At 37.6% G+C, this 24711-nt stretch carries 22 protein-coding genes; 12 read left to right on the top strand and 10 right to left on the bottom strand.

Features of this window, described 5'->3' with window-relative positions; translation table 11 throughout:
* Window positions 1-212 precede the first annotated feature (212 nt).
* The 6 genes from K348_RS19490 (at window position 213) to K348_RS0102040 (ending at window position 5538) form a co-directional block, all read left to right on the top strand.
* Window positions 213-341 (top strand): hypothetical protein, encoded by a 129-nt coding sequence (locus tag K348_RS19490; protein WP_255359396.1) that lies wholly within the window; start codon window positions 213-215, stop codon window positions 339-341.
* Between the two features lie 22 nt (window positions 342-363).
* Window positions 364-708, top strand: a complete 345-nt coding sequence (locus K348_RS0102020; protein WP_029902404.1) for a helix-turn-helix domain-containing protein — start codon at window positions 364-366, stop codon at window positions 706-708.
* A gap of 11 nt (window positions 709-719) precedes the next feature.
* Window positions 720-1907, top strand: coding sequence for a hypothetical protein (locus tag K348_RS0102025; RefSeq protein ID WP_029902406.1), 1188 nt, complete (start codon window positions 720-722; stop codon window positions 1905-1907).
* Between the two features lie 377 nt (window positions 1908-2284).
* On the top strand, window positions 2285-4012 hold the full coding sequence (locus K348_RS0102030) for an AraC family transcriptional regulator (RefSeq protein WP_029902408.1): 1728 nt from the start codon (window positions 2285-2287) through the stop codon (window positions 4010-4012).
* Window positions 4013-4465: 453 nt separating this feature from the next.
* Window positions 4466-4864, top strand: coding sequence for a VOC family protein (locus tag K348_RS0102035; RefSeq protein ID WP_029902410.1), 399 nt, complete (start codon window positions 4466-4468; stop codon window positions 4862-4864).
* Between the two features lie 113 nt (window positions 4865-4977).
* Window positions 4978-5538: a zinc ribbon domain-containing protein gene (locus K348_RS0102040; protein ID WP_029902412.1), complete on the top strand. Its 561-nt coding sequence runs from the start codon at window positions 4978-4980 to the stop codon at window positions 5536-5538.
* Between the two features lie 129 nt (window positions 5539-5667).
* Here the strand turns inward: K348_RS0102040 and K348_RS0102045 are convergent, their stop codons facing one another.
* From K348_RS0102045 to K348_RS0102060, 4 genes are read right to left on the bottom strand one after another with little or no spacing between them, the layout of a single operon-like run.
* Window positions 5668-6042: a VOC family protein gene (locus K348_RS0102045; RefSeq protein ID WP_029902414.1), complete on the bottom strand. Its 375-nt coding sequence runs from the start codon at window positions 6040-6042 to the stop codon at window positions 5668-5670.
* Window positions 6043-6070: 28 nt separating this feature from the next.
* Entirely contained in the window at window positions 6071-8197 is a 2127-nt protein-coding gene (locus K348_RS0102050) for a M3 family metallopeptidase (RefSeq protein ID WP_156032723.1), read from the bottom strand.
* Between the two features lie 23 nt (window positions 8198-8220).
* Window positions 8221-8580 (bottom strand): cupin domain-containing protein, encoded by a 360-nt coding sequence (locus K348_RS0102055; protein WP_029902418.1) that lies wholly within the window; start codon window positions 8578-8580, stop codon window positions 8221-8223.
* 4 nt (window positions 8581-8584) lie between these two features.
* Window positions 8585-9319, bottom strand: a complete 735-nt coding sequence (locus tag K348_RS0102060) for a 3-keto-5-aminohexanoate cleavage protein (protein ID WP_029902420.1) — start codon at window positions 9317-9319, stop codon at window positions 8585-8587.
* 593 nt (window positions 9320-9912) lie between these two features.
* Here K348_RS0102060 and K348_RS0102070 point away from each other — a divergent pair.
* From K348_RS0102070 to K348_RS0102085, 4 genes are all read left to right on the top strand, one after another.
* Window positions 9913-13338 carry an FISUMP domain-containing protein gene (locus K348_RS0102070; RefSeq protein ID WP_029902422.1) on the top strand — a complete coding sequence of 1142 codons (3426 nt, stop codon included), beginning with the start codon at window positions 9913-9915 and terminating at the stop codon, window positions 13336-13338.
* A 125-nt stretch (window positions 13339-13463) separates the two neighbouring features.
* The gene (locus K348_RS0102075) at window positions 13464-15821 is read left to right on the top strand and encodes a TonB-dependent receptor (RefSeq protein WP_029902423.1); all 2358 of its coding nucleotides are present in this window, start codon (window positions 13464-13466) and stop codon (window positions 15819-15821) included.
* Window positions 15822-15950: 129 nt separating this feature from the next.
* Complete coding sequence (locus tag K348_RS0102080) at window positions 15951-16841, top strand: peroxiredoxin (protein WP_029902426.1); 891 nt, start codon at window positions 15951-15953, stop codon at window positions 16839-16841.
* A 5-nt stretch (window positions 16842-16846) separates the two neighbouring features.
* On the top strand, window positions 16847-17359 hold the full coding sequence (locus K348_RS0102085) for an OsmC family protein (protein WP_029902428.1): 513 nt from the start codon (window positions 16847-16849) through the stop codon (window positions 17357-17359).
* A 96-nt stretch (window positions 17360-17455) separates the two neighbouring features.
* Here the strand turns inward: K348_RS0102085 and rsgA are convergent, their stop codons facing one another.
* Both rsgA and K348_RS0102095 read right to left on the bottom strand, forming a co-directional pair.
* Window positions 17456-18508, bottom strand: a complete 1053-nt coding sequence (rsgA, locus tag K348_RS0102090; RefSeq protein WP_029902430.1) for a ribosome small subunit-dependent GTPase A — start codon at window positions 18506-18508, stop codon at window positions 17456-17458.
* A 2-nt stretch (window positions 18509-18510) separates the two neighbouring features.
* A complete protein-coding gene (locus K348_RS0102095) occupies window positions 18511-19320 on the bottom strand; it encodes a class I SAM-dependent methyltransferase (RefSeq protein WP_156032755.1) in 810 nt (269 codons plus the stop codon).
* 298 nt (window positions 19321-19618) lie between these two features.
* Here K348_RS0102095 and K348_RS0102100 point away from each other — a divergent pair, with 298 nt between their 5' ends.
* Complete coding sequence (locus tag K348_RS0102100) at window positions 19619-20341, top strand: SDR family oxidoreductase (protein WP_029902433.1); 723 nt, start codon at window positions 19619-19621, stop codon at window positions 20339-20341.
* Window positions 20342-20408: 67 nt separating this feature from the next.
* Here the strand turns inward: K348_RS0102100 and K348_RS0102105 are convergent, their stop codons facing one another.
* From K348_RS0102105 to K348_RS0102115, 3 genes are all read right to left on the bottom strand, one after another.
* Window positions 20409-20972, bottom strand: coding sequence for a YdeI family protein (locus K348_RS0102105; RefSeq protein ID WP_029902434.1), 564 nt, complete (start codon window positions 20970-20972; stop codon window positions 20409-20411).
* Window positions 20973-21002: 30 nt separating this feature from the next.
* Window positions 21003-21608 carry a DMP19 family protein gene (locus K348_RS0102110; RefSeq protein WP_051697507.1) on the bottom strand — a complete coding sequence of 202 codons (606 nt, stop codon included), beginning with the start codon at window positions 21606-21608 and terminating at the stop codon, window positions 21003-21005.
* A 119-nt stretch (window positions 21609-21727) separates the two neighbouring features.
* Window positions 21728-22324 (bottom strand): type 1 glutamine amidotransferase family protein, encoded by a 597-nt coding sequence (locus K348_RS0102115; RefSeq protein ID WP_029902437.1) that lies wholly within the window; start codon window positions 22322-22324, stop codon window positions 21728-21730.
* Between the two features lie 209 nt (window positions 22325-22533).
* Here K348_RS0102115 and K348_RS0102120 point away from each other — a divergent pair, with 209 nt between their 5' ends.
* Window positions 22534-22965, top strand: a complete 432-nt coding sequence (locus K348_RS0102120) for a hypothetical protein (RefSeq protein ID WP_029902439.1) — start codon at window positions 22534-22536, stop codon at window positions 22963-22965.
* Window positions 22966-23035: 70 nt separating this feature from the next.
* On the opposite strand, the gene K348_RS0102125 is transcribed toward K348_RS0102120, so the two are convergent.
* Window positions 23036-24706, bottom strand: a complete 1671-nt coding sequence (locus K348_RS0102125; protein WP_029902441.1) for a hypothetical protein — start codon at window positions 24704-24706, stop codon at window positions 23036-23038.
* Between the last annotated feature and the right edge of the window lie 5 nt (window positions 24707-24711).

Consider the following 24711-nt stretch of genomic DNA (forward strand, 5'->3'; position numbering starts at 1 on the left):
CTTACACTTTTAATACCATCTTTGAACAACTTTTTAACAATTACCCTTGCCGGGGTCAGTTTGAAACGTTTTTAGGGGATCACTTTCATCCGTTTTCAAGGGGTCAGTTTCGACCGTTTTTTAATGGCCATTTTCCGCCGTTTTTAAGGGGTCGTTTTTACCGTTTTTTCCAAATAGCAATCAGAGTTAAATTGAATGACTTAACTCACAATATGGATTTGTCAAGAATGCCGGAACCTGATACTAAAGATTTAGATCGATTGAAAAGATATAAAAAAGAATACCGGACCATTCTGGAATATTTGGGCCCCGTAAGCTGGGACTGGGACGATTCCGATTAACTATCCACTAAAACTATATAGCATGGAAAATACAAACGACAAAGAAGAATTAACTCTCCAAAATGTACCAAAGGCTGTTAATTATCTCATTAACGAAATCGCCGAAATGCGAGCTGTCTTAGTAAGTATTGAAACCGGATTAGGACTGGGTGCTCATAAGCACAGACCAATTGGTATTGAAAGAGTATGTGAGATTTTAGACCAAACTGAAAGGGTGGTAAAGAAAATGATACGGAATAATACGATTCCCTACTATAAAGTAGAAAAGAAAATCTACTTTTTTGAAGATGAACTGATCAAGTGGATAGAGAAATCCCGTGTTCCTACTTTTGATGAAAGATATGCCAATACCAGAAGAAGATATTAAAAACTTTTGCTATGAAACTTACAAGAAAACAATTATACGATCTGGTTTGGACAGAACCATTAACGGCTATATCCAAACGTTTAGAAATATCAGGTGCAGAATTAGGTAAACGTTGTGCAGCTGCAAATATACCGCTTCCTCCTAATGGTTACTGGTCAAAGCTTATATATGGAAAGAATATAGATAAAGCACTACTTTCAGGTGATGAAAATGAAGAAGTGGATTTAGCACCTTACTTAACTCCACAACAGATTATAGAAAAGGAAATAAGTAAAGGTGATCAATCCGTATTTAAAGTTCCCGAAATTTTATACGCTAAAGACCCTTTAATTATTGATACGAAGGAAAAACATAGAGAGGATATGATTCCCTGGAGTCAAAGAAAAAATCCTTATAAAAGTAAAATCAAAGAATCTTTAAATGTATCCGTTGGAGAAAAAACTATAGATAGGGCGTTATGTATATTTTCGACAGTAATCAATGTTTTACGATTAAGAGGTCATAGTATAAAGATCCATAAAAAGAATGAATATAATTCTGTAACCTATGCGGTGATTAATGGAGAAGAGATCAAGATAGACCTGACAGAGAGGCGACGTATGAAATCTGATGCGACAAGTACCAGAGATACAGAATACAGTGGAGAACTTCATTTCAATATTTATGGAGAATGGAGGGATACAACTACATATAAAGATACAACACATACTCGTTTAGAAGACAAGATAATAGAGATAATTGCCAATTTAGAATTCCGTTCCAAAAAAATCAAGGAAGACCGAGTAGCCGAAGAAGAACATATCCGCAAAGAAAAGGAAGCCAAGGAGAGGGAAGAGCGTGAAAAGTTTGAAGCTAATCGACAAGCAGAGCTTAAGGAATTCAGGATGATGTTCAATATGGCGGAGCGGCTTCGCAAAGCTAATATGCTCCGACAATATATTGCGGACTATGAAGAATATTTAAAAACCAGCGATGTAATGGATGACGAAGTTACACAGAAATTAGAATGGGCCAGAAAGAAAGCAGATTGGTTAGACCCGTTTATTGATGTTGAAGATGAATATCTGAATGAAGATGATAAGGATCAAAGAATAGAACCTGTAAAAACAGAATCAACTGTCCGGCGTTCATCCACTACAGAAACTGAAACATATAGTTTTTGGACCAGGCCTTACCGCTGGTTTAATAAAAAAAGATAAAGATTCTAATTTAAATATTTGACTTGTTTTTCAAAAAATACCAGTATATTTGTAATTAGAAGTCAGGCTTACAGAGGTTTGCCATCACAAAGAAAAGACATCATATAAAATCGTTACGAATTCGTTACGGCATGTCTTCCAGAAATATATAACAAGCTGAATATTATAGCTATTACGAGATAAAAAAGTGTTCCCGCTCGGATCACGTAAAGGTCAGAAACTAACAGACAAGAATCTGACAATAAAAGACAAAACGCTCTAAATGATCAATTTAGGGAGTTTTTTTTATTCCCCTACTTTGACAATAAACGACATGTTGAGGTAATTATCGAAATGTTGTATCTTTGTCTTTGTCATTAGATACACAAAAAAAGATTATGAGAGATATATACATGTGGGGAATATTTTTAATCTGCATATTTCTGCTTACAGTCTCATCTTGTAAGCAAACTGATGAGACGAAACTGGAAGAACTAAGCCAAATACTCATAGACAATAAAGACGTAGAGAAAATTCCTCAATACATACAAAATATAAAGGATGGAGCACAAAGGCAACAAAATGACAGATACTTGGGTACAGCTCATTACTATATAGCCTTATATTATAATCAACCGGATAATATATTTAGTGTAAACCCAATAAATATTGATAATGACAGTATTATGTATAACCTGCAGCTTGCCCGGAATTATTATAAAAAGGCAGGTTATGAAAGAGGTGAATTATTAGTAGACCAACAAATAATAGGAGGCTTGATCAAAAACAATAGTTATAATCTTGCATTAAACAAGATCATTCTTTTAGCTAAGAAGGCAGAAGCTCTCAAAGATTATTATGTGTTAATTATGTCTGATATATATCTAGCGGAATTATATCTTTCAAGGGATAAGCCTGATCGAACTTTAGCAATTTTGGATACAGCTTCTGTCCGCAGTAACAAATATCTGGAAGGAGAAGAAAAAAAGTCTATAGATATTAATATTCTTATATTTAAAATAAACGCAGCTTTCTGGAACGGTGATTATATGCTGTCTCTTTCTTATATAGACTCATTGCAAAATTTAATCGATTCATCAAAATTACCTGATCAAACAGTTAATTTTATCAATTGGTGGAGTTTAGATTCGCCTAGAGCCGAGAATTATATTAAGTTAAATAAGATAGAAGAAGCTAAATCTATAATAAACAAAATGTCTTTGTCTATAGGTGAAGATTATGACAAACGCGGCAGGGAACATTACATGAATTCTTTACTTTCCAAATATTATTACAAAATACATAATTACGACAGAGCCTATCAGTATATCGACAAATTTGACCCATCTGTTTTGGAAGAATGTGGATTATCTACGCCTCGTGACCAGGAGCGCTTATTGAAAATAGATATACTGGAAGCTAAAGGGGAACATAAGAAGGCTCTTTCGATGATGAAAGAGTATTATCAATACACCGATTCTCTGAACAGGACAGATATAGCCAGACAGATAAATGAAGCCGAGAGTTTGTTGAAAATAGAATTTCTTACTACCGATTCGGAGAGAAAGCAAAAAGAATATAAGACAAGGCATATGCAGATTTTATTATTCTCGTCGTTGATTGTTTTTTTCCTTATTATAGTGATATCTGTTCAGAAATATAATTCCAAACAACTAAGAAAAAAGAATGAAAAGATATTTGCACAATATCAGGACTTAGATAGATATCGCGAAGAGATGAAAACTCTGAACTCATCTGTAAATGAAAATAAGCAAGCAGATAGTATCTCTAAAGACCAATCTTTATTTGAGAAAATAGAAAACTATTTAATAGAAACTCATTGTTACCGGGAACCCAATATCACACGGGAGTCGCTTGCATCGGAGCTTGGTACTAACCGACAATATTTGACTCAGGCTATTCAAAATAATGTAAATATGACTTTTTCAGAGTATATAAATTTCTACAGGCTCGAATACAGCCGTGAATTACTGACATCGCCTGATAACTATACCATCGAATACATTCATATTTCCGCAGGATTCCTCAATAAAAGTACCTTTTACCGCCTGTTTAAAGAAAAATACGGAATGACCCCTAAAGAATTCAGAGATATAGCCAAGTAAAATAATAGATAATTCCTTTTTATATTTTCGCTATAATTGATGAAATAAGTAAGAGTTGGGAAGTAAATTTTCCAACTCTTCCTTTTTGAATACGATTCATCTTATCAAAAATTTTATTTTACGACTTTTCCCCCTTTTCTTCATTCATGCAATTTTGGAGATATGATGCTCTTATTAAATAGCTCTGAATATTATTTTGCGAATATCATACCTTTTATAGTACTTTTTTAATATTAAGCTACTACCCTTTTTTGCGATAGTCATACTTTCTTTTGCGACAGTCGTACTGCATAAATTAAGCTGTTTTTTAGTTTTGTTCACGAATTAAGAGAGACGAAACTTTGTAGAGAACTACATAGATAGGGCCGCCTAAACTGAATATGGGATTTTGATAACAAATAGAATTCTTCTTAAAAAGGACTTATACGAGTAATATAACTAAATAAAAGAAATATGAAATTCACTAATGTACGATTATTAGTCAAAGACTACCGCAAGTGTTTCAATTTTTACACCCAACAACTCGGTTTTGAAGCAGCATGGGATGTTGAAGAGTGTTATGCAAGTTTTAAAGTGGCGGACGGAATAGAGGGCCTGGCCATATTTACATCCGATATGATGGCGCCTGTCGTTGGTAATGCAGACAAAATGCAGCCTGTCGGCTTTCGTGAAAAGTCGATGGTATCTTTTCAGGTTGATAATGTTGACGAAACCTATCACACCCTTTTGGCTAAAGGTATTAAATTCATAAACGAGCCGACCGATATGCCCGATTGGGGTATGCGTTTCGTTCATCTGTACGATCCGGAGGAAAATCTGATCGAAATATATTCACCTCTTTTTGCAGAATGAGAAGAAACAACAATTACGAATAGAGGCGCTAAATTTTGTACCTCTATTCATATAATATCTTAAAAAATTAGCTTGAGAATCAAACATCTTTTTTGCAAAATAAACTCAAATAAATGCAACAGGTAAATATTGAAAGAAGGTATTGCCAGAGCTGTGGGATGCCACTAAACATCGAAAAGAAAGAATTTTCAGGAACCGATCGTGATGGGAATAAATTAAATGAATATTGTCGTTACTGTTTTCAAAATGGAGAATATACAGCAAACCGCTCTATGGCAGAGGCGATTGAAACCTGGCTTCCGTCCCTGAAACGTCAGCAACAAAAGAATACTACCAAGAAGATACACTATGAAATCGTTAACAACGTTCTTACTTATATCAACAACCATTTGTTTGAGGAGTTAGATGCCGAGCGGTTATCGAAAGTAGCCAACCTTTCTAAGTTCTATTTAATACGGGTTTTCAAGGATATTACAGGAGAAAGTATCGGAAATTATATGCTGCGAATTCGCCTTGAATATATTGCACATCTGATGGTAACAACAGATTTGCCTCTGAATGATATTGTAAATGATGTACACTATCACAGCAGGCATAGTCTGTCAAAGGCCTTTAAAAAATATTTCGGATTATCTCCACTTGAATACCGGCAAGCACACAAAGTTAGAGAATGAAATTTACATTCCTATAGAGAAAATTTCTTCTAACCGAAGTTAAAGAACGTATCTGATTAACTTTTTAAGCATCTGTTAGAAAAAAGAATAAAATGATTGGTGGTCTCGGCCTTATTTCCAAAATTTCTTTTACTTATCGGAATATAGTCCGACCCTGTTCCCCTCACAGTCGAGAAAGATTGAAAAATATCCACTCTCTTCACCTTCGATTTTTGTTTTAGAGATAAGTATTTTTCCTCCGAATTTTTCTATTAAACTTATGGCCCTTTCGATATTTTCGATGTTAAAGCTTACCATTGTTCCATTCTCGGAAGGGAGGAACCGTTTATCCTTTGCCCATGAGATTGCTCCGGGGCATACACCGTTTTCTGCGGGAAATAATGCCATTTTATCGTGTCCGCAATCCATTGCCGTGAGATTGACATTCAATACTGTTTCATAAAATTTAATTGCCCTGTCGAAATCAAGAACAGGGATTTCGAAAAATGCTATTGATGCTTTCATATTTTTGAATTTTAATTTATCCTATGTATTAATTTACAAGCCCCCTGTTTCTCAACATATGCTCAGGATTCGGTTCTGCTCCTTTAAATCTTTTATAAAGAATCATCGGTTCTTCGGAGCCTCCTTTTGATAAAATATTATCTCTGAATGATTTGGCGGTTTCCTGATTAAACAATCCTTTTTCAATGAATGACTGGAATGCATCAGCGTCTAAAACTTCTGACCACAGGTAGCTATAAAAGCCCGAAGAGTAACTTTCGCTGAAGATGTGCCTGAAGTAAGTACTTCTATGTTTAGGCAGGATTGCGTCAATAAGACCAGCTTTCTGTAATACACCTTTTTCAAATTCGATAATATCAAAATCCGTTTTGCCTCGTACTTTATCTACCGACGTTAACGTGTGATATTCCATATCCAGCATTGCTGCAGATACCATTTCTGTCAGTTTGAATCCCTGATTGAATGTTCTGGCATTATTGATTTTTGCAATTAGTTCGTCCGGGATTGTTTCTCCGGTATGATAATGTTTTCCATATATTTTCATCACTTCCGGCTGAAATGCCCAATGCTCCATCAGTTGAGAAGGAAGTTCGACAAAGTCGCGAGCAACGGCCGTGCCTGAAAGTGTTGTGTAATTACATTGTGATAACAATCCGTGTAAGGCATGTCCGAATTCATGAAACATAGTTTTTACCTGGTCAAGATTCAATAAGGCAGGTTTGCCGTCTGACGGGGGATTATAGTTTCCTACGTTGTATATGATGGGATAAATTCGATTACCATCTTTTATTGATTCCTTGCGGAAACTTCCCATCCAAGCCCCTTGATTTTTTACTCCCGGACGGGTGTAGCTGTCAAAGTAGATAATCCCTATGAGTTTTCCATCGGCTTCGGTAACTTTGAAGGCTTCTACGTCTTTATGATATACGGGAACATCTATTTTATTAAAGTTGATACCATATAGTTTATTTGCTACGGCAAATATTCCTTCCCTCACATTGTCAGCTACAAGATATTCTTTAATTGCTTCTTCATCCAATTCATATTTTTCTTTACGTAACTTTTCAGCGTAATACCACCAATCCCACGATTCTATTTGGTCTATTTTGTGGCCTTCTTTTTTCGCCATAGCCAGAAGGTCAGATGACTCTTCTTTCGCTTTTGGGATGGCATATTTCCATAGGTCGGAAAGCAATTTATTCACATTTTCCGGCGTTTTTGCCATTGTTTCGTCCAATACATATTCTGCATGTGATTTGTACCCCAGAAGGTTCGCTCTTTCTAGTCTGAGAGATACGATTCTTTTGATATTTTCTTTGTTGTCAAAATCATTGTCATTATTGGCACGCATATAAAATGCAGTATAGATTTCTTTTCGGAGATCTCTATTGTCTGCATATTGCAGGAAGGGTTCCCAACTGGGTTTGTCGAGGGTAAATATCCATTTCCCTTGATGGCCTCTTTCTGTGGCTGTTTGAGCGGCGGCTGCAATGATGTCGGACGGAAGTCCCGCCAAATCTTTTTCGTTATCTATCACCAACTGGTAGGCAGATGTTTCTTTCAGTACATTGTTGTTGAAGCTGAGGATGTGCATACCCATCTCTTTATTGATTTCCCTCATGCGGGTTTGTTTTGCTTTATCCAGAGCAATGCCTGAGCGAATAAAATTTTTATAGTATTTGTCTATTAGCTGTCGATCTTCTTTCGAACGTCCTTCGTAATCGTTTTTCTTTACTGATTCTATGCGTTTAAAAAGATCCGTATTCAGATTGATATTGTCGCTGTGTTCTGCCAGCTTGGGTTGGATTACTTTGGCAATGGAGTCTGTTTCTGGATTGGTATTTGCTCCCTTTACTGCGTAAAATACGTTGGATACCCTGTCGAGCATTTCACCGGATTGTTCCAATGATATGATTGTATTTTCTAATGTGGGCTTTTCAGTATTGTTTATAATAGCGTTTATTTCAATAGTATGTTGTTTCATGCTTTCTTCGAAAGCCGGGAGATAATGTTCCAGCTTTATTATATCAAACGGTGGTACTCCGTAAGGGGTGTTAAATTCAGTAAAGAAAGGATTGTCTGCACTTGTTTCTTTTATGTTGCATGAAACAGTCATTATCATAAGACATAGAATAAGAATGTATTTCTCCAGCATATTCAGTATTATTGAAATCGAGTTTATATCCTTTCTGGTATTTCTTTAGTTAATTCATTAGTCGTATCGCCAGTGTTCAAGGTCGTCTCAGGTTCGAAAAGTAAAACATGAACCTCTTCTTCTGCTACAGGTTTATGCTCTATACCACGAGGAATGATAATAAACTCACCTTCATTGATTGTTACTTCTTTATCAGGGAGTTCTATCTTTAATACTCCTTTGATAACATAGAAAAACTCGTCTTCGTTATCGTGTTTGTGCCGGACAAACTCACCTTTAAATTTTGCCAGTTTTATGAGTTGTCCGTTTAACTCACCAACAATTTTAGGTGACCAGTAATCTGAAAAAAGACCCAATTTTTGTTCAAGATTTATTTTGTTCATATCATTAACTGTCGTGTATAGTTTGTTTTAAGGAAAGAGCCTTTTTTATAAGTTCCGCATTACTTGTTGCTTTTATATTTTCATCAATAAACACGGTATCTTCAAAACCAATCCGTGTGCTATATTTTCGCTCAAATGCTTTCTCAACCAAGCCCCAACAGGTATCATTATTATAACCATGCAGAAGAATATCATGAGAGGTAAGAACCGGCAATATTATTTTCTCAATTTCGGAGACATTATTCAGTGCATCCTGGAGCGTTAAATCGTCCGGTTCAATCAGGATGCGGAAGCAATGCTTCAATAATCCTGACTTTACCAGTGCTATGACTTCTTGTGGTGTTGAAATACCCGCCTCAATGGATATACCCTTTTCTAACAGTATTTCTATGATACCTTCAAAATTATCCTCACTGATATTGACGGAAACAAAATCCGGTAAAACCGTCCACTCTTTTATCAACTGTTTTCTTTTATCAACATCAGACTCCATCCACTCTCCGGTACTAATACCAATCGGTATCTGTGGAAGAAAGCGCTTTAATAACGACATCTGTTCAGCCACAAATTGTCCGTTTAATGATTCTATGCCGTTTTTATCCCTGACATGAAAATGAATCTCCTGTGCACCGGCAATAACTGATTGTACTGCTTCGTTTAAAATCTCTTCGACGGTTACCGGTACATTTGGATTATCAATCTTCGTTCTTCCTCCGTTTAATGCTGCTTTTATAATCATTATCTAATTAATTTATGTTCAAATTTTAGAAACGGATTTTCTGCAAAGGTATCTTTCATGTATAAAAACGTGTTGTCCTTGATTGCCAACTTTAAATATATAATGGATTTTATCAACATTCATAAAACACACTGTTCCTTTAATAATTATAAAGTTAGCAACACAGGACAACTCTATTTGTAATTTGATAAATATATTTGCACAAAATTACTTGACAATAATAAAGACGAATTAATGAAGGGGTAGAAATGTTAATACTGTAGCAATTGATATTATTAAAATTCACTTGACAAATTCACATTACAGAAGACAGTATCGTTACGGAATAAAAAAGCTTAAATCTTATTTCCTTTTTCGGTTTTAGGAAATAAAAACATATTTATCATATAATGATGAATAATCCCGTATAAAATATCCCAAAATTAGGATTTAAAAATAGCAATCTGAAAGAAAATTCTTTCAGGCCAAAAGTTACATTCAAAAAAAATGAAAAGAGAAAGACTTACCTCATTGATAAAACAATTGTAAATCAATGCAATAACCTTAAAATGGCTTTATAAATTAACTCATAAATATAAAATTAGAAGAAAAGTATGGAAAAAACCTTCACAAAATCTTACAGGTACAGAATTCTTGTATTTCTGGTTATGTTATTAGCAACTAATTTCTGGCTCAATGCACAGGTAACCATCGGCGATGGAATTGCCCCTCAGGACTATTCCATTCTGGAAGTAGTATCTAACGGAACTGGAGGCTTTCGTCTGCCCCAATTAAGCAGTCAACAGCGAAACGGCCTTAATATGAGTAGCATTACCGATGCAGAGAAAAAAGCAAAAGCTATCGGTCTTACTATCATGAATACTGATAACGGCTGTTATGAATATTGGAACGGCGCGGAATGGATAAGCCTTTGCGAAGGCCAAAGCGATATTGGTTTTGTCGATGAAAATGGCCAAGGAGTAGACCCTACAAAGCCTCCGTTTGTATGTGAGGGAGGTAGTCGTGGCCCTTTTACACCGAAAGAAGAAAAGCAATGTTCAGGAATATCTACACCATATACTTATACAGTTGTATCGGGGCAGACAATGATAAATTTGCAGGTTATAAGTCCTGCAACAGGGAAATTTACCATATCGGTGAATGAAAATCCTACAGCTCGAGTTCGTACGGCAATTGTACGTGTTACAAACAATTGTACGGGAAAACACCGTGATTTACTTTTTGTACAGGAAGGATGTGGTTCAAAGTTATGTAATGAAAGTATAGCAAAGCCAGTGGTAAATGTCACTAATAACGGGCAATTATGTCAGAACGGTGCAGTGTACATGCATATAACTAACCCTGATAATAATGCTACATATATCTGGACACTTCATGATGTAGAAGTGGGACAAGGAATCTGGTATACAGCAAACATCCCCGGAGAATATATTGTATATGTCAATGCCATCGGTTGTGTAAATTCCTCCGACCGCATAAAAATTACAGAAAGCAATACGGCTGCACCATCTGCCAATATAGTAATACATGCCACCAACAATGGCATTATTTGTGGTAATAGCGGCACTGTACGTATAATGGCGTTCAATGTTCCTGCCGAGGGTACACTTACATGGTATAGAGATGGTCAAAAAACAACCAAAACTGGTAATCCCATAACTCTTGGCAGTTCCGAAACGGGTAGTTGGTTTGCGGTGATGGAAGACGGAGATTGTACTTCACGCCCAAGCAATAAAATCGATGTAGTGGTGAGTAATCAATCCGAATCGTTAATACCGCCTATTGTTCATGTCAATGGAAGCCTTTTATCCACCATTAGCAGTTTCTGTAAAGGAGGCCGTCTTAATTTTGAACTCATCAACTACGATGATTATTATACTACACATCAGGTTGCCGTGACGGTAGATTGGTATAACGGCACAACTCATTTGGGCGAAGGTCCTTCGATATCGGTTATTGCACCTTTTGCTGAAGAATTCGTATTACGTTGCGTAGTTTCGGATAATACAGGCGTATTCTGTAGTTCCGAAACAATGGAAACCAAAACACTTTCGGGAAATGCACCTAAAGTACCGGGTATATCCGGTGTGCCGTATATCTGTGGAGGTGTACCTACATCCCTTACCGCAATGGTTAGTGGAACAGAAACCTATACATACAATTGGTATAAAGATGATATATTATTGCCTGAAACGGGTCAGACACTTTTCATCAATGAAATAGGGACATATCGTGTTGCCGTTGTAAACGGAGAATGCATATCTGACAAATCCCTACCGGTAACAGTAAGCTTATCGGATTTTCCGGAATTAAGATGGTCTACCGGAGCCGATACAGCAGAACCGAATCAAGTAAAAACTTATCTGGTAGAAGGATTTTATAATCCTACCAAATATACATGGCAAGTCGATAACGGTGCAAAGATAGAAAATGGACAGGGAACCCGGACAGCCACTATTCTTTTTCCAGATAATGAAACAACCGTAAATATAAGTGTTGTGGCAGAAAACCATTGTGGAACGGGCAATACATTAACGAAAGAAGTAATAGTAAAAAAAGCCTGTACATCACCTAGTATAGCACAGGTAACAATGACTCCCTCATCCGGGACAATCGTTGCCGGAAATAGTCTGAGTATGCAGGTCAGACTCAATGAATGTACTCCCCCATTCACGTATCGATGGTTGCATAACGGGGCTATGGTACATGAAGAAATTTCAGATTATCGTGTAAGCACATATACCATTCCCAACATACAAAAAACTCAGGAAGGTACTTACTCTGTCGTAGTCAGCAATCACTGTGGAAATGCAGGTCCGGAATTAGCAGGAACCATTATGGTAAGGGATATGAATATTCCTGATGGTGAAGGAAGGCTTTCAGGGATAGATTGTTTCGATGTTGTTCAGTCAAACGACAATAGCGACTGTGGAAGACTAAAGATAAGAGAACCGTATAAAGCGGATTTTACGAAAAAATACGATTATACTTTCACAAGTATGGGACATGGGAACAGTAACCTGACTTTCTTTATCGATGATGCCGAAGAGGCTGTGGAAAGCTATACTGTACAACCTAATATCCCTCCAACTTTGGCAAACGGTGGAAAATATACCATTACTGTAAAATATAAAGAATCCCTGATGCAAACCGCAGCCGGACGTGATAATAATAACCCTATTACAGTAGTGATTTATGCCTTATACAGAAGTGGAGGTAGAGAAATGAAAACAAGAAGATTTGTTACTATCAAAGACTGCGACTGTTGTGCAACTGTGATGGACCTGGAAGAAAATGAATATACTGCCCATCGTTTTGGGGATGCCGGTTGCTGGATGACAATGAATCTTCGTTCAACCTATAACGAAACGATGTGGAAGGGTGCAATTGTGGAATCTTCAAAGGCAAGTATAACTGATTCGGAACTGAAAGCCTACTATTATCCATTAAAAGATAAAACTATATTAGAAAGACATCCTGAAGCCGGATTATTATATAGCTGGCTGGCAGCCACATATGGTGTAATTGCTGAAGTTATACAGGAAGGCGAAGCCGGAAAAACACGATCAAAGGTGCAAGGTATTTGCCCCGAAGGTTGGGTATTACCAAGTGATTTTGACTGGAGCGAACTCGAAAAAGCTATTGCTTCAGAACCAAATAAGTATTCGACTATGCCGTCTCAGAATCTCTGGTACGAATCAGCAAGATATGAAACAGGAATTAGAGGAAATTGGGGCCCTGCCTTCATTTCACCAAACCCTTTTGCAGCCAAGCCATCAGGAGGACAAAGTAAAAATGATGGTACCGGATTCAATGGTCTCTTGGTAGGTGAAATACTAAATAATTTACCTTTTCGTGTAGGTGAACATACAACATGGTGGGCTACTGCAACAAATTATAGGTATCTGCAAGATACATATGCCCGCAGTTATCGTGCAGATAAAAATAAAATGGATAGAGACTATAAAGCACAACGTTTTATTTTAAGTAGTGTCCGTTGTAAGAAATGGGAAGAATAATTTTATTACAAAAAATGATTTATTAAAGTTTGATTAGCAGGCGGTTCAATTCCGCCTGCTTCAATACCTAAAGATATGGATTCTTATCCTTCCTAATTTGTTCAAAATCAATTAAAAAAATTAATATGAAATCAAGAAAAATATTTATTCTTTCCATAATGATTATTGTGTCTGTAACATTGTTCGGGCAAACAGGAAAAGCGCTTAGAGGCGTTGTTGTCGACATGGCTTCAGGAGAATCGTTACCATCGGTAACTATAACATTATTGAACTCTGCGCAATCGCAGGGAGTGATCAGCGATGAAAATGGAAACTTTGCTATCGAAGGTCTGAAGATTGGTCGTTACGATGTACAGGCATCCTATATCGGATACGAGCCGATGATATTCAGAGAAGTCGTGGTATCAACATCCAAAGAAGCATTTATAACTATCTCGCTTAGAGAAAATATAAATAAGCTGCAGGAAGTAGTCGTAACACCGCAAGTAAACAAACAGGAGCCATTTAATAATATTGCATTGGCAAGCGCGCGTATGCTAAGTGTGGACGAGGCAAGCCGTTATGCGGGAGGTTATGACGATCCGGCACGTTTGGTTAGCGCTTTTGCAGGAGTAGCGGGAAATGTATCCAGTAATGCTATTTCGATCAGAGGTAACTCTCCTCAATTCTTACAATGGCGATTGGAGGGAGTGGAAATACCCAATCCGACACACTTTCCCGATATTACCGGAGTTGGAGGTGGAATATTGACAGCTTTGAGCTCTCAGATGTTAGCTAATTCTGATTTTCTCACAGGGGCATTTCCTGCACAATATAACAATGCGCTATCGGGAGTATTCGATATGAATCTTCGTAACGGAAACAGATGGAGCCATGAGCATACGGCACAGATAGGAACAATGGGATTGGAGTTCAGTTCCGAAGGTCCGTTTAAGAAAGGTGGACAGGCTTCTTATTTGTTCAACTATCGCTATGCGACTATGGCTTTAGCCGGTGATATTTTTGGTGATATGCTGGGTGATGCGGCCGGAATGAGATATCAGGATTTATCGTTTAAACTTAATTTCCCCTCCAAGAAAGCCGGAACATTATCCGTTTGGGGAATAGGTGTAATAGACCGTTTCAAAAATAAAGAGGAGGAAGATATATCTAAATGGGAGACGGCGGATGATAATACATCTGCAACATTTAAACAGACGATGGGTGCAGGCGGAATAGGGCATAAATATTTTTTCAATAACGATACATATATCAAAAGTGCATTGGCTGTGACATATAGTGAAAACGGCATTTTTGCAGATTCTTATGATACAAATAAGGTGCCTACAAAGATAGCGGATATGCAAGGCTCTAATTGGAATGTTTCGTTTAATTCCTATGTAAATAAAAAGTTCAGTGCAAGACATAGCAACCGTACAGGTATTAATATATCGAATCTGCATTATGATATGGATTATAGTATCAGTCCGTCATTCCCAACTACGAATCAGCCGATTGAAAACTTTGCGAAGGACAATGGAAGCACCTATCTGGCTTCTGCTTTTACAAACTCTACTTTTCGTTTGAGTAATAATGTAACTACGAATATTGGAGTTAGCGGACAGTATTTCTTTTTAAATAAAAATTGGACAATAGAGCCTCGTGCCAGCATACAATGGCAGATGCTTCCTAAACATTCATTGGCTTTAGCATATGGAAAACACAGCCGTCACGAGAAACTGGATTATTATTTTGTGACTACACCTCAAACGGGAGATAAGCTTGTGAATAAGAAATTAGATTTTGCAAAGGCGCATCATATTGTTCTTTCTTATGACTGGTCGGTTTCGGATAATGTACATATCAAGGTAGAGCCATACTTCCAATATTTATATGATGTTCCTGTAGAGGACGGTACTTCTTACTCGATAATCAACCAGAAGGACTGGTATCTTAATAAAGCTTTGGTAAATGAGGGAAAAGGACGTAACTATGGAGTGGAAGTTACACTAGAAAGATATTTAGCTGACGGATACTATTATCTGCTTACCGGTTCGGTTTTCGATTCCCGTTATAAAGGTGGTGACGGTGTCTGGCGTGACACTCGCCTGAACAGGGGCTTCATGTTTAATGCGCTTGGAGGTAAAGAGTGGAAAGTGGGAAGACGCAAGCTGAATACATTAGGAGTAAATCTTCGATTCTCATATCAGGGAGGCGACCGCTATTCTCCGATAGATGAAGCCGCATCGCAAATAGAACAAGATGCTGTATTTGATACATCCAGAGCATACGAAAAACAATTGAATCCTGCGTTTATAAGTAGTGTCACAACAAATTACAGAATAAATAAAAAGAATCTGAGTCATGAGTTTGCATTCAAACTAATAAACGCAACAGGTCATAAAGAATATGAAGACCATTTGTACAATTATAAGAAACAAGAGGTTGAAATGCTTAAATCATCGGTGGTAATGCCCAATATAAGTTATAAGGTGGAGTTCTAAGTATGGTCAGAGCGATTAAAGCTGACCAGTAATGCATTAGTAGCGTTCGATGCAAAAAGTGGAAAAATGATTTATTAAAGTTTGATTAGCAGGCGGTTTAATTCGCCTGCTTTATTAAATAAAGACATTATGAAACAGAAATATATGCTATACAGGATTTTATCTTTATGCCTGATAATGTTATCATCCATATCTGTCAGTGCCCAGCAATCTACAGGATTTCTGACAGCAAAGGAAAAGTTGCCATTATTAAAAAACATTAGATCGTTAACAGACTTACAATCTGCTAAAGAGTTTATCGAAAAAGAACTCGACTTTCAAGCTATTGAAAACACATCCTTATGGAAAGATTATATTCAATACTGGGTTGCTTTTTATGTCCGTCCTGATATTTCATCTGAAACCTTTGCCAAGGAATTTGTTCCAATAATCAAACATACCATCGATCGGATTAATAAAGATTATCCTAAAACTGCTATTCATATCTCTAATGACCTGATAGAACTTTTTGACGAATATGGTTTAGATAATGCTGCTGCATCTATCACTGCTTATGCTATTTACGCCATCGATGTTCCCGAAAACGAATATAGTGTTGTAGCTTCCCGCATTCTGACAGCTTCCCGGTTAGAAAAGGGTGGAATAGCACCTCCATTGGCAGGAGTAAATGACACGTTTTACAGAAATACAATTATTGTCTTTTATGACACAGGTTGCGGTAATTGTGAATGGCAAATGGAACAATTAGCCGATACTTATAAAGAATTAACCCATAATGGTTACAGGATTATATCGATATCAGCCGATAGGAATCAAGAAATTTTTGAGAGCAAATCGAAAGATCATCCATGGCCTGACAAGTTATGCGATTATGAAGGATTTGAAGGGAAGAATTTTAAAAACTATGGAGTAATATCCACTCCTGTATTTTATCTGACAGATAGCGAAGGCTGTGTCAAAGGTAAATATGCCAGAATTGATAATATGATATTAAATAAAACGATTAAAACAAGAAAATAAAAACTATGACACGAAAGATTATTTTCACTCTATTTCTTCTTTTTGCTGCAAATTCATTTTCACAGGAAAATCCCCAAAACAGTGCGATTTATAATGTGAAAGCAGAGATATCACAGTTAAAAAACCGTACTTTGGTTTGTAAAGTACGCGATCATTCCATAATAGTAGATCAACCAAAAGAATTCGGAGCGGATAATTTAGGCCCTACTCCTCCCGAAATGCTTTCAGTAGCATATGGTAGTTGTGTGATATCGACAATGCAGTTATTGGCCTTGCAACGAAATTTAGCTATCAGCAACATAAGGGTTACAGTTGAGGGACAGATCGATTTTTCGAAAGCATTAGGTATTAGTGAAGCCAATCGTGCAGGGTTTTCCGGACTTCATATTAGTATTAAGTTCGATTCTTATATGACAAAAGAAGAGAAGAAATCATTTATCAATGACGTGCTTAAAGTTGGAGCAGCTATAGACAACATAGACAATCCTACTCCGGTTAGTTATGAAATAATAGATTAAAGATATTTTTTTACATATCGGAATAATAACAAATGCAAACTAATATAATATATATAGTGCGGAGTATCCGAAGAACTCCGCAATATACTAAATAGATCAGATACCTTTCAGTTTTTTCACTCCTTCCACAAGTTTGGTAAACGATTTCTCTTTCTTACGTTTCTCATGTTCCGAAGTAGTGAAATGCCATGCTTCCCGCTTCAGTTTCTGAAAGCTTTCATATACTTTGGCATCTAATAGGCCATTATCTACAGCTTCCTGAACTGCACAGCCCGGTTCGTTGGTATGTGTACAATCTTTGAAACGGCACGATCCGGCATAATCGGAAATATCGAGTATTTCGGCAAGTGAGTCGGTGTTATCTACCGTTAAGCCAAATTCCCGAACGCCCGGAGTGTCGATTAGAACGCCCGAACCATCCATCAATACCATTTCGCGACGGGTCGACGTATGCCGCCCTTTTCCTGTAGACGCACTTATATCGGACGTAAGTAGTACCGCTTTCTCGCTTAGAGCATTCACCAGAGAACTTTTACCGACACCCGAGGAACCGACAAATACAACGGTTTCGCCTTCAGATATGAACTCCCGTAATAGACTTACACTTTCGGGTCGGTGAATACTGGTATAAAATATAGGTATCTGACGGGCAATATGCTGGATTTGTTCTTCAACTTTCTGCCTGTCAAATTCCAGATCGGCTTTGTTGAGTACCAATACAGGACTGATATCTTCCTCCAATATCTGAACCATAAAGCGTTCTGCCCTGCGCATATTGAAGTTATCGTCGAGGCTTTGCACAATAAATGCCTTGTCGACATACGAAGCAATGGCCTGCCTGTCGGCAACCGTCCCGCTTTTCTTACGGTACAGTGTCCGTTCACGGGGCAGCATGTCTACAATAATTCCCTTGCCTTCATCGAAGGGCTGGAAAATTACCCAGTCGCCCACGCAAGGCAGTTCATAGTCCGGTTTGCCGTATAGCATATTTCCCGTCAGTTCGCATTGCAACAGCCCGTTTTCGGAAATGACTTCATAGCAAGTGCGATGCACAACGGCTACCCGTCCGTGGGACAATGACGAATGTGGAGACTGCTGTTTCAGTTGGTGAAGCTTATCGCTCCAACCATATGTTTCTAACTGTTCCATTGTTATATCTTTTTTCCGATGTAAAACACATAGCCGTAAAACTCATTGTACTTGCGGTATATTTCCGCATCATAACGTTGAAGTTCTACGAATTTCTCGACAGCCTTATTTCCTTTATGTTGATTAAGGAACATTTCCTGCACCTTGATCATTGGGGTAAAATAATGGTCTGTCCAGCAAGTTACAGGCAGAATAAAGGTAGCTACGGGAATATATCCGGCCTTCTCTATTATTGCTACTTTGTTGGAAATGGTATCCATTTCGGGGAAATGCGGCATACAATAGTTCTCAATTTCCGAAGGGCGCTTTTCGGTAAACCATGAGCTTTCGGAAACGGCGATGTATCCTCCTGTTTTCAGAAATTTCCGCCATTCGTTCAGCCCCCGTTCAAAGCCGATGTTATAGATTGCTCCTTCGGACCAGATAAGGTCTAACTCCTCATCCCCGAAAGGAAGATCGTCCATCGAACGGACAACACCCTTTACTCTATCCTGAAGATTCAGTTTCGCGGCGTTCGCATTGAACAGATTAATAAATTCCGGAAACAGATCGAAGCCTGTAATATTTCCCGGCGCATGTGTGGCCAATGTCATGGTCTGTCCGCCTGTACCGCAACCGATATCGGCGATGAGGGATTTAGCGGTCAGGTTGTCTATAAAGCTGAGTGCTTTCCGCGTAACTTCGGGGCTACCCGGCCCTTGGCGTTCGAGATGTAAGAAAAACTCGCAGATTAAATTAAAGTCGAATTCGTGAATAGTTGTAATATTTTCGTTATTCATTGTTGTAATGTGTTGTGCATACAATTGAAGCATAACAATGCCTTCATCATTGTACACAGTTTTTTAATTATTTATATAAATAGAAATTACCCTCGAATAGGATTACTCAAGAATATACGAAAGGACAACCTGTAAGGAAATACAGATTGTTTATTAAACCAAATCCGACTTATGTAGATTTTTTGTCATCCGGCAAAGATAAGTATTTTTTTATTGTGATGAAAATACATTCCGGTTAAATATCCGGTTCTTCCAGCATTCTGATTAAAGAAATTAACAACAATAATTAGATACAGATGTTTATATCTGTAGTAATTAAAATAAAATCAAAATGGAAAAAGAACTTATAATAATCACCGGGGCAAGTTCGGGAATTGGAATGGAAACAGCCAAACAGTTTTCCAAAATGGGACATCCGTTATTGCTTTTGGCTAGACGGACAGAACCAATGCAGGCATTGAGCCTCCCTGATGCAATTTGCACGTCTGTAGATGTAACCGACAGGGAAGCATTGAAAGAGGCTGTTCAATCTGCCGAAAGCAAATATGGACCGGCAGGAGCTATTATCAACAATGCAGGAGTTATGTTGTTAGGGAACATCATATCCCAAGACCCGCAAGAATGGGATACTATGTTTGATGTGAATGTAAAAGGATTATTGAATGGTATTCATGCTGTTGCAGAAACTATGGTAAAGCAAAAGAAAGGAACCATAATCAATATCAGTTCTATTGCCGGAATCAAGTCATTCCCTAACCATGTGGCATATGTAGGAACTAAATTTGCCGTGTCAGGATTATCCGAAAACCTGCGCGAAGAGATGGCTCCCCATAATGTCCGTGTAATCACAATCGAACCCGGTGCAGTAGATACGACACTACTAACGCATACGACCGACGAAACAATAAAAAAAGACTACAACCTTTGGAAAGAAGAAATGGGAGGCGTCTTGTCTGTACAGGATGTAGCCAACGCCATAGTTTATGCATATAGCCAACCGCAAAATGTATGTATACGGGAAATTGTCATTGCTGCTACGAAACAGATAAATTAAAAGGAAAAGGTATGAGACGCACATACCGTGCGTCTATATCCTGATTTGAGCCGGCATTTTATCCGGATCAATAGTATTTTTCAATTCCGCCGAATCCGGTTATCATTTTATTATCTTTCGTTTTATTGATAAAGTTGTTTAACCGCTTTTCAAATTCTTCCGGCCGTTTCCTTGCTGCTTCAATATATGCAATCCGGATACGTTTATATGCATCGGAAAATTGTTGATAATTTTCCCATACTATTTTATCTCCCTTCAATTTTTCAACTATATCCTCCGGAAAAATAAAAGGTTCAGACAAAATATTTCGTATTTCATCTTCCAATTTCGGATGTATCATTTTATTTTCCAATAGCCATTTAAGCCTTTCTTTGTTGGCTTGCGAGTATGCGCTTTTAGTCTTTCTGGGCGTGAAACGCTGGATTTGATGTTCTTTATCGAGCGACTTTATCGTACTGTCAATCCACCCGAAACAAAGGGCTTCTTCTACAGCGTCGTTGTATGTAATGCTTTTTTTACCCGAAGATTTAATGGGAAATACAAACCAGATTTCGTTGGCAGTATCAAAGTTGTCAGTCAGCCACTTCCGCCAATCTTTTTTGTTGTCAAAATATTTTGTTTCTATTGCCATAGCAGGTATTCTATCTGATATCCACAATATTTATTGTATAAATTCCTGATAATGTACGCGGATATATTTTACTCTCAATTCGTTAAGATCCTCTTCCAATTCGTAGAATATTTTATCGAGTTCTTTCAGGGGATTATCTTTGTATGATTCACTGAAACTTTGAAGTGTGCCATCGTTATACGACCCGAGTTTTTCTTTATTTTCGCTGTATACCTTATTAGCTTCTTTCATTAATTTGTAATGTTGCTCGGCGCCTATCAATAAGAAGCCATTAACTGCCATATCTGCGAATCTTTCACTTGAATTGAAGTAAAACTGGTTGAAACCTCCATTATTGACTTCAGCCTCTACACACCATGTAGAATATATGGATTGTTGTCCGGCAGATAATTTGATAACCACATCATAATCATTACTGTAATCCGGTTTCATGCATGTGCAGATGTTGTCAAATACGACTTGTACAAGATCATCGTCGCTTACTGAGTCAATGATTTCTTTGGTTAGTTTTTTATAAATACGCCTGTTTTTGAAGGCTGTTAATGAATCTTCAACTTCTCTGTTAATGTCACTTTTTCCATTTTTCGGTTTGCATCCAAATATGCCGGATAAAAGAGAGGATATTTTTTTCAGCATCGAACTTATCAGGGTTAATTTATATACTATACTAAATATGAGTGTAATGATGCAAAGAGCAAATTGCAACAATATGATCGCTCTGTCTTTCTGTCAATGTTGTATAAGTCTGATAAACTCTATTGCGGAAAAAAATCATTTTTGTAATAAGAATAAGCTTCTTCAATGACCTCAGGAGAATCGGCATTTAAAACATAAAGAACTTCCCTGCAAAATTCGACATGGCCAAGCCCGTTAGCTGTTACAATATTTCCATCCCTTACCGCTTGTTTATTGATATAATTACACTCGCCTGTATAATTAGCTCCGGTATATTGTTTCAGATAGTTCAGCCCGTTACTTGTATGTTTCACATCATTGAGAAAGCCGTTCATTCCCAGAAAAACTGACGCATTGCATATTCCTGCGACCAATTTATTTTCGGCAATGGCTTCCTCTACCAGCGGTACTATTTGCATAGCTTCCGGTTCGAACCAATTCATACCTCCTACCAGTATCAATCCGGCATAGCTGTCCGGCAGACTGTTAATATCATAATCCGGCAATACCTTAAATCCACCGATAGAGGTAATAGGTTCCTTCGACAGAGACATGGTTTTTACTTGATACTTTATCGGATTGCCCGGCTTTACTCCTGAGTTTAAACACGTCGCAATAAAAGCACCTTCCCAGTCGGCAAAGTTATTAAGTAGTAGAAAAATTATTTCTTTCTTCATATTGATTCATTATTATTTGGATAAGCAAACAAAAGTACGGAAAAAAGCATTATCATTTGCTTAAAAAAGATTTCCTGTCACAATAGCAATTTTAATAATACTTATAAAAAATTTATATAAAATTTGAACAAAATTATATGCAAGAATGTTAAATAAATAGATAAATGCCCAAAAAATGTACTACGTTATTAACCTAATTTAATTTTATCATGAAAAAGATTTTATTATTATCATCATTGGTTATTGTATTTACAGCATATGCAGCATATGCAAGTAATACCGGAGAAAATGGAGAAAAAAGCGGTACAAAAGGAGATTACCCTATGGGTACAGTCCGAATTGAATTTATGAAAAGCTCAGTAGCAGATTGTTTATTTGATTGTACTGTTAATGGAAGAACTCAAACTGTGCTGCACAATAAATATCACCCTGACAATATGGTTGTTACATATCATGAAATTGATTCGGAAGTTTTTGTAGTAATAAATAATTTCAGGGATTTGAATGGTAACCCTTTTAAAAATGTTCATATTTACAGCAATTATGGTTGCAAAAATCCAAAGCAAATTCCTGGCGGTTATCAATTTTATATGACCCCTTATCATCAGCAGAATGGTGTATTTTTCGGAGTATCTAATTAGAATATAAAAAAGGAAGCGCAATCGCTTCCTTTTCTTTTTCTTCATTACTCCTTTCCAAAGAAAAAAATTATTATAAGTCTATCTGTATCCATTTAAACTCCGATGCAGTCTGTATTTCTATCCAGTTACCCGGTTTCCTGTCTGCAATGACAAACAGTTGCGGGTCGAAAGTATAATATTCAGAAGAAACAACAGCCTCTTTGTATGCCTTTACCGGATGATCGATATAATAGCAATTAGGTGATTTCAGATATATCCATTTGTATGGAGATGCAGTAAGTATCTTAATCCAGTCCTCGTCCTGCCTGTCAACTACTGTCACCGTTTGAGGTGCAAATGCATGAGGCTGCATCGTGCTGTAAAACGACGGTGAAGTATATGCATCTACAGGAGCGGTAATAGTATATGTCCCCTGCGTGAGGTTGATCCACCCGAGGCCCTGCGTTGTGTATACATATTGCCAGCCATCGTTGCCATCCTTTACAAAACCGAGAGGTGTTTCTGCCTCTGCGATAATTTGTGATGTATACGAAGCCTCTTTGTATATTGTGGCAGGAGAATTGTAATTGATATTGCTGTCGATCCATATATTTTGCCTCTTCGAAAAAGCATATTCATAAGACGTATTTGTGTAATAGCCCGACTGAAGCGATAAGTCCATGAAATTGAGCCACCATTCGGGTGTTCGTTTGGCAACATTGGGATTATTGGACGAAAGAGAGGCGATATCTGCCTGAATGCCTATTGCAATATCCGGATTTGCCTGTCGTATACTATTGACTATATATGAATAATCATTCAGGTAATCGTAGCTTAAATAAGGATCGCTCCAGTCTTGCGATGCCGTCTGTACGAACAGAATATCAGGATCTACTTCCTGTGCTATTCTTACCATATCGAGTCCGAAATGCTCCCTTATCTGACCTAAAGTAGCACCTCTGACACCCATTCCCCATGCGGCAAAAAGCGTATTCCGGTCGGTTTCTTTTATGGCATTTTTGATTTTCGTGTTGAAATTGAGAACTGCATCTACCCTGAAATCCTGCCATTTGCTGTATAACTGGGCATCGGATTTGATAGTTGCAAAATCGAGTGCAGGACTGCCCGGGCGGCCAAGATATTCCTGTGTAAACTTTCTACGGGCATATTCGCTTACATCCCCATAGAACCCGTTCGTCTCGATAGTCTTCCACTCGGGGAAGTATGCTTCGGCGAACTCGATACCCACGAAGTCATAATTCTGCATAATCCTTTTCACCCTTTCTACCTGCCAGTCAACAAAATTGTCGTTGTGGAAAGAATAGAAATGAAGCCCGGGATAAGGAGTAAGGAACTCCATTGCCCATTCCTGAGGCAGCGTAGTAGGTTCATAGAAACAATTTCCCAGCAGCATCAGCCACACACTGATATTATTTTCCCTCAATGCATTCAGATAATCTTCCCTTAATAAATCCGTATCTCTCGATCCATCCCAAAATTTGACTATGAAATAATGCACAGATTTGATATTGGCCTTTTTGAGATCGGCAACAAGTTGCGCGGGAGTGATATCAAGAGAATACAGTACAGTGGGGTCTATTTGTATAGAATTACCCTGCACTTTGCTTAGATTCGGGTTTGTAGGAATAGTGTATGCTTTCAGAAGATTGAAGTTTGTACGTTCGGCATCAACAGGCTCTGCATTGCATGATTGCAAAAAAAACGACATTATGCCAATCATAATATATGTAATAGTTTTCATATGAA

Source organism: Prevotella sp. 10(H), assembly GCF_000711235.1.
Classification (GTDB): Bacteria; Bacteroidota; Bacteroidia; order Bacteroidales; family Dysgonomonadaceae; genus Dysgonomonas.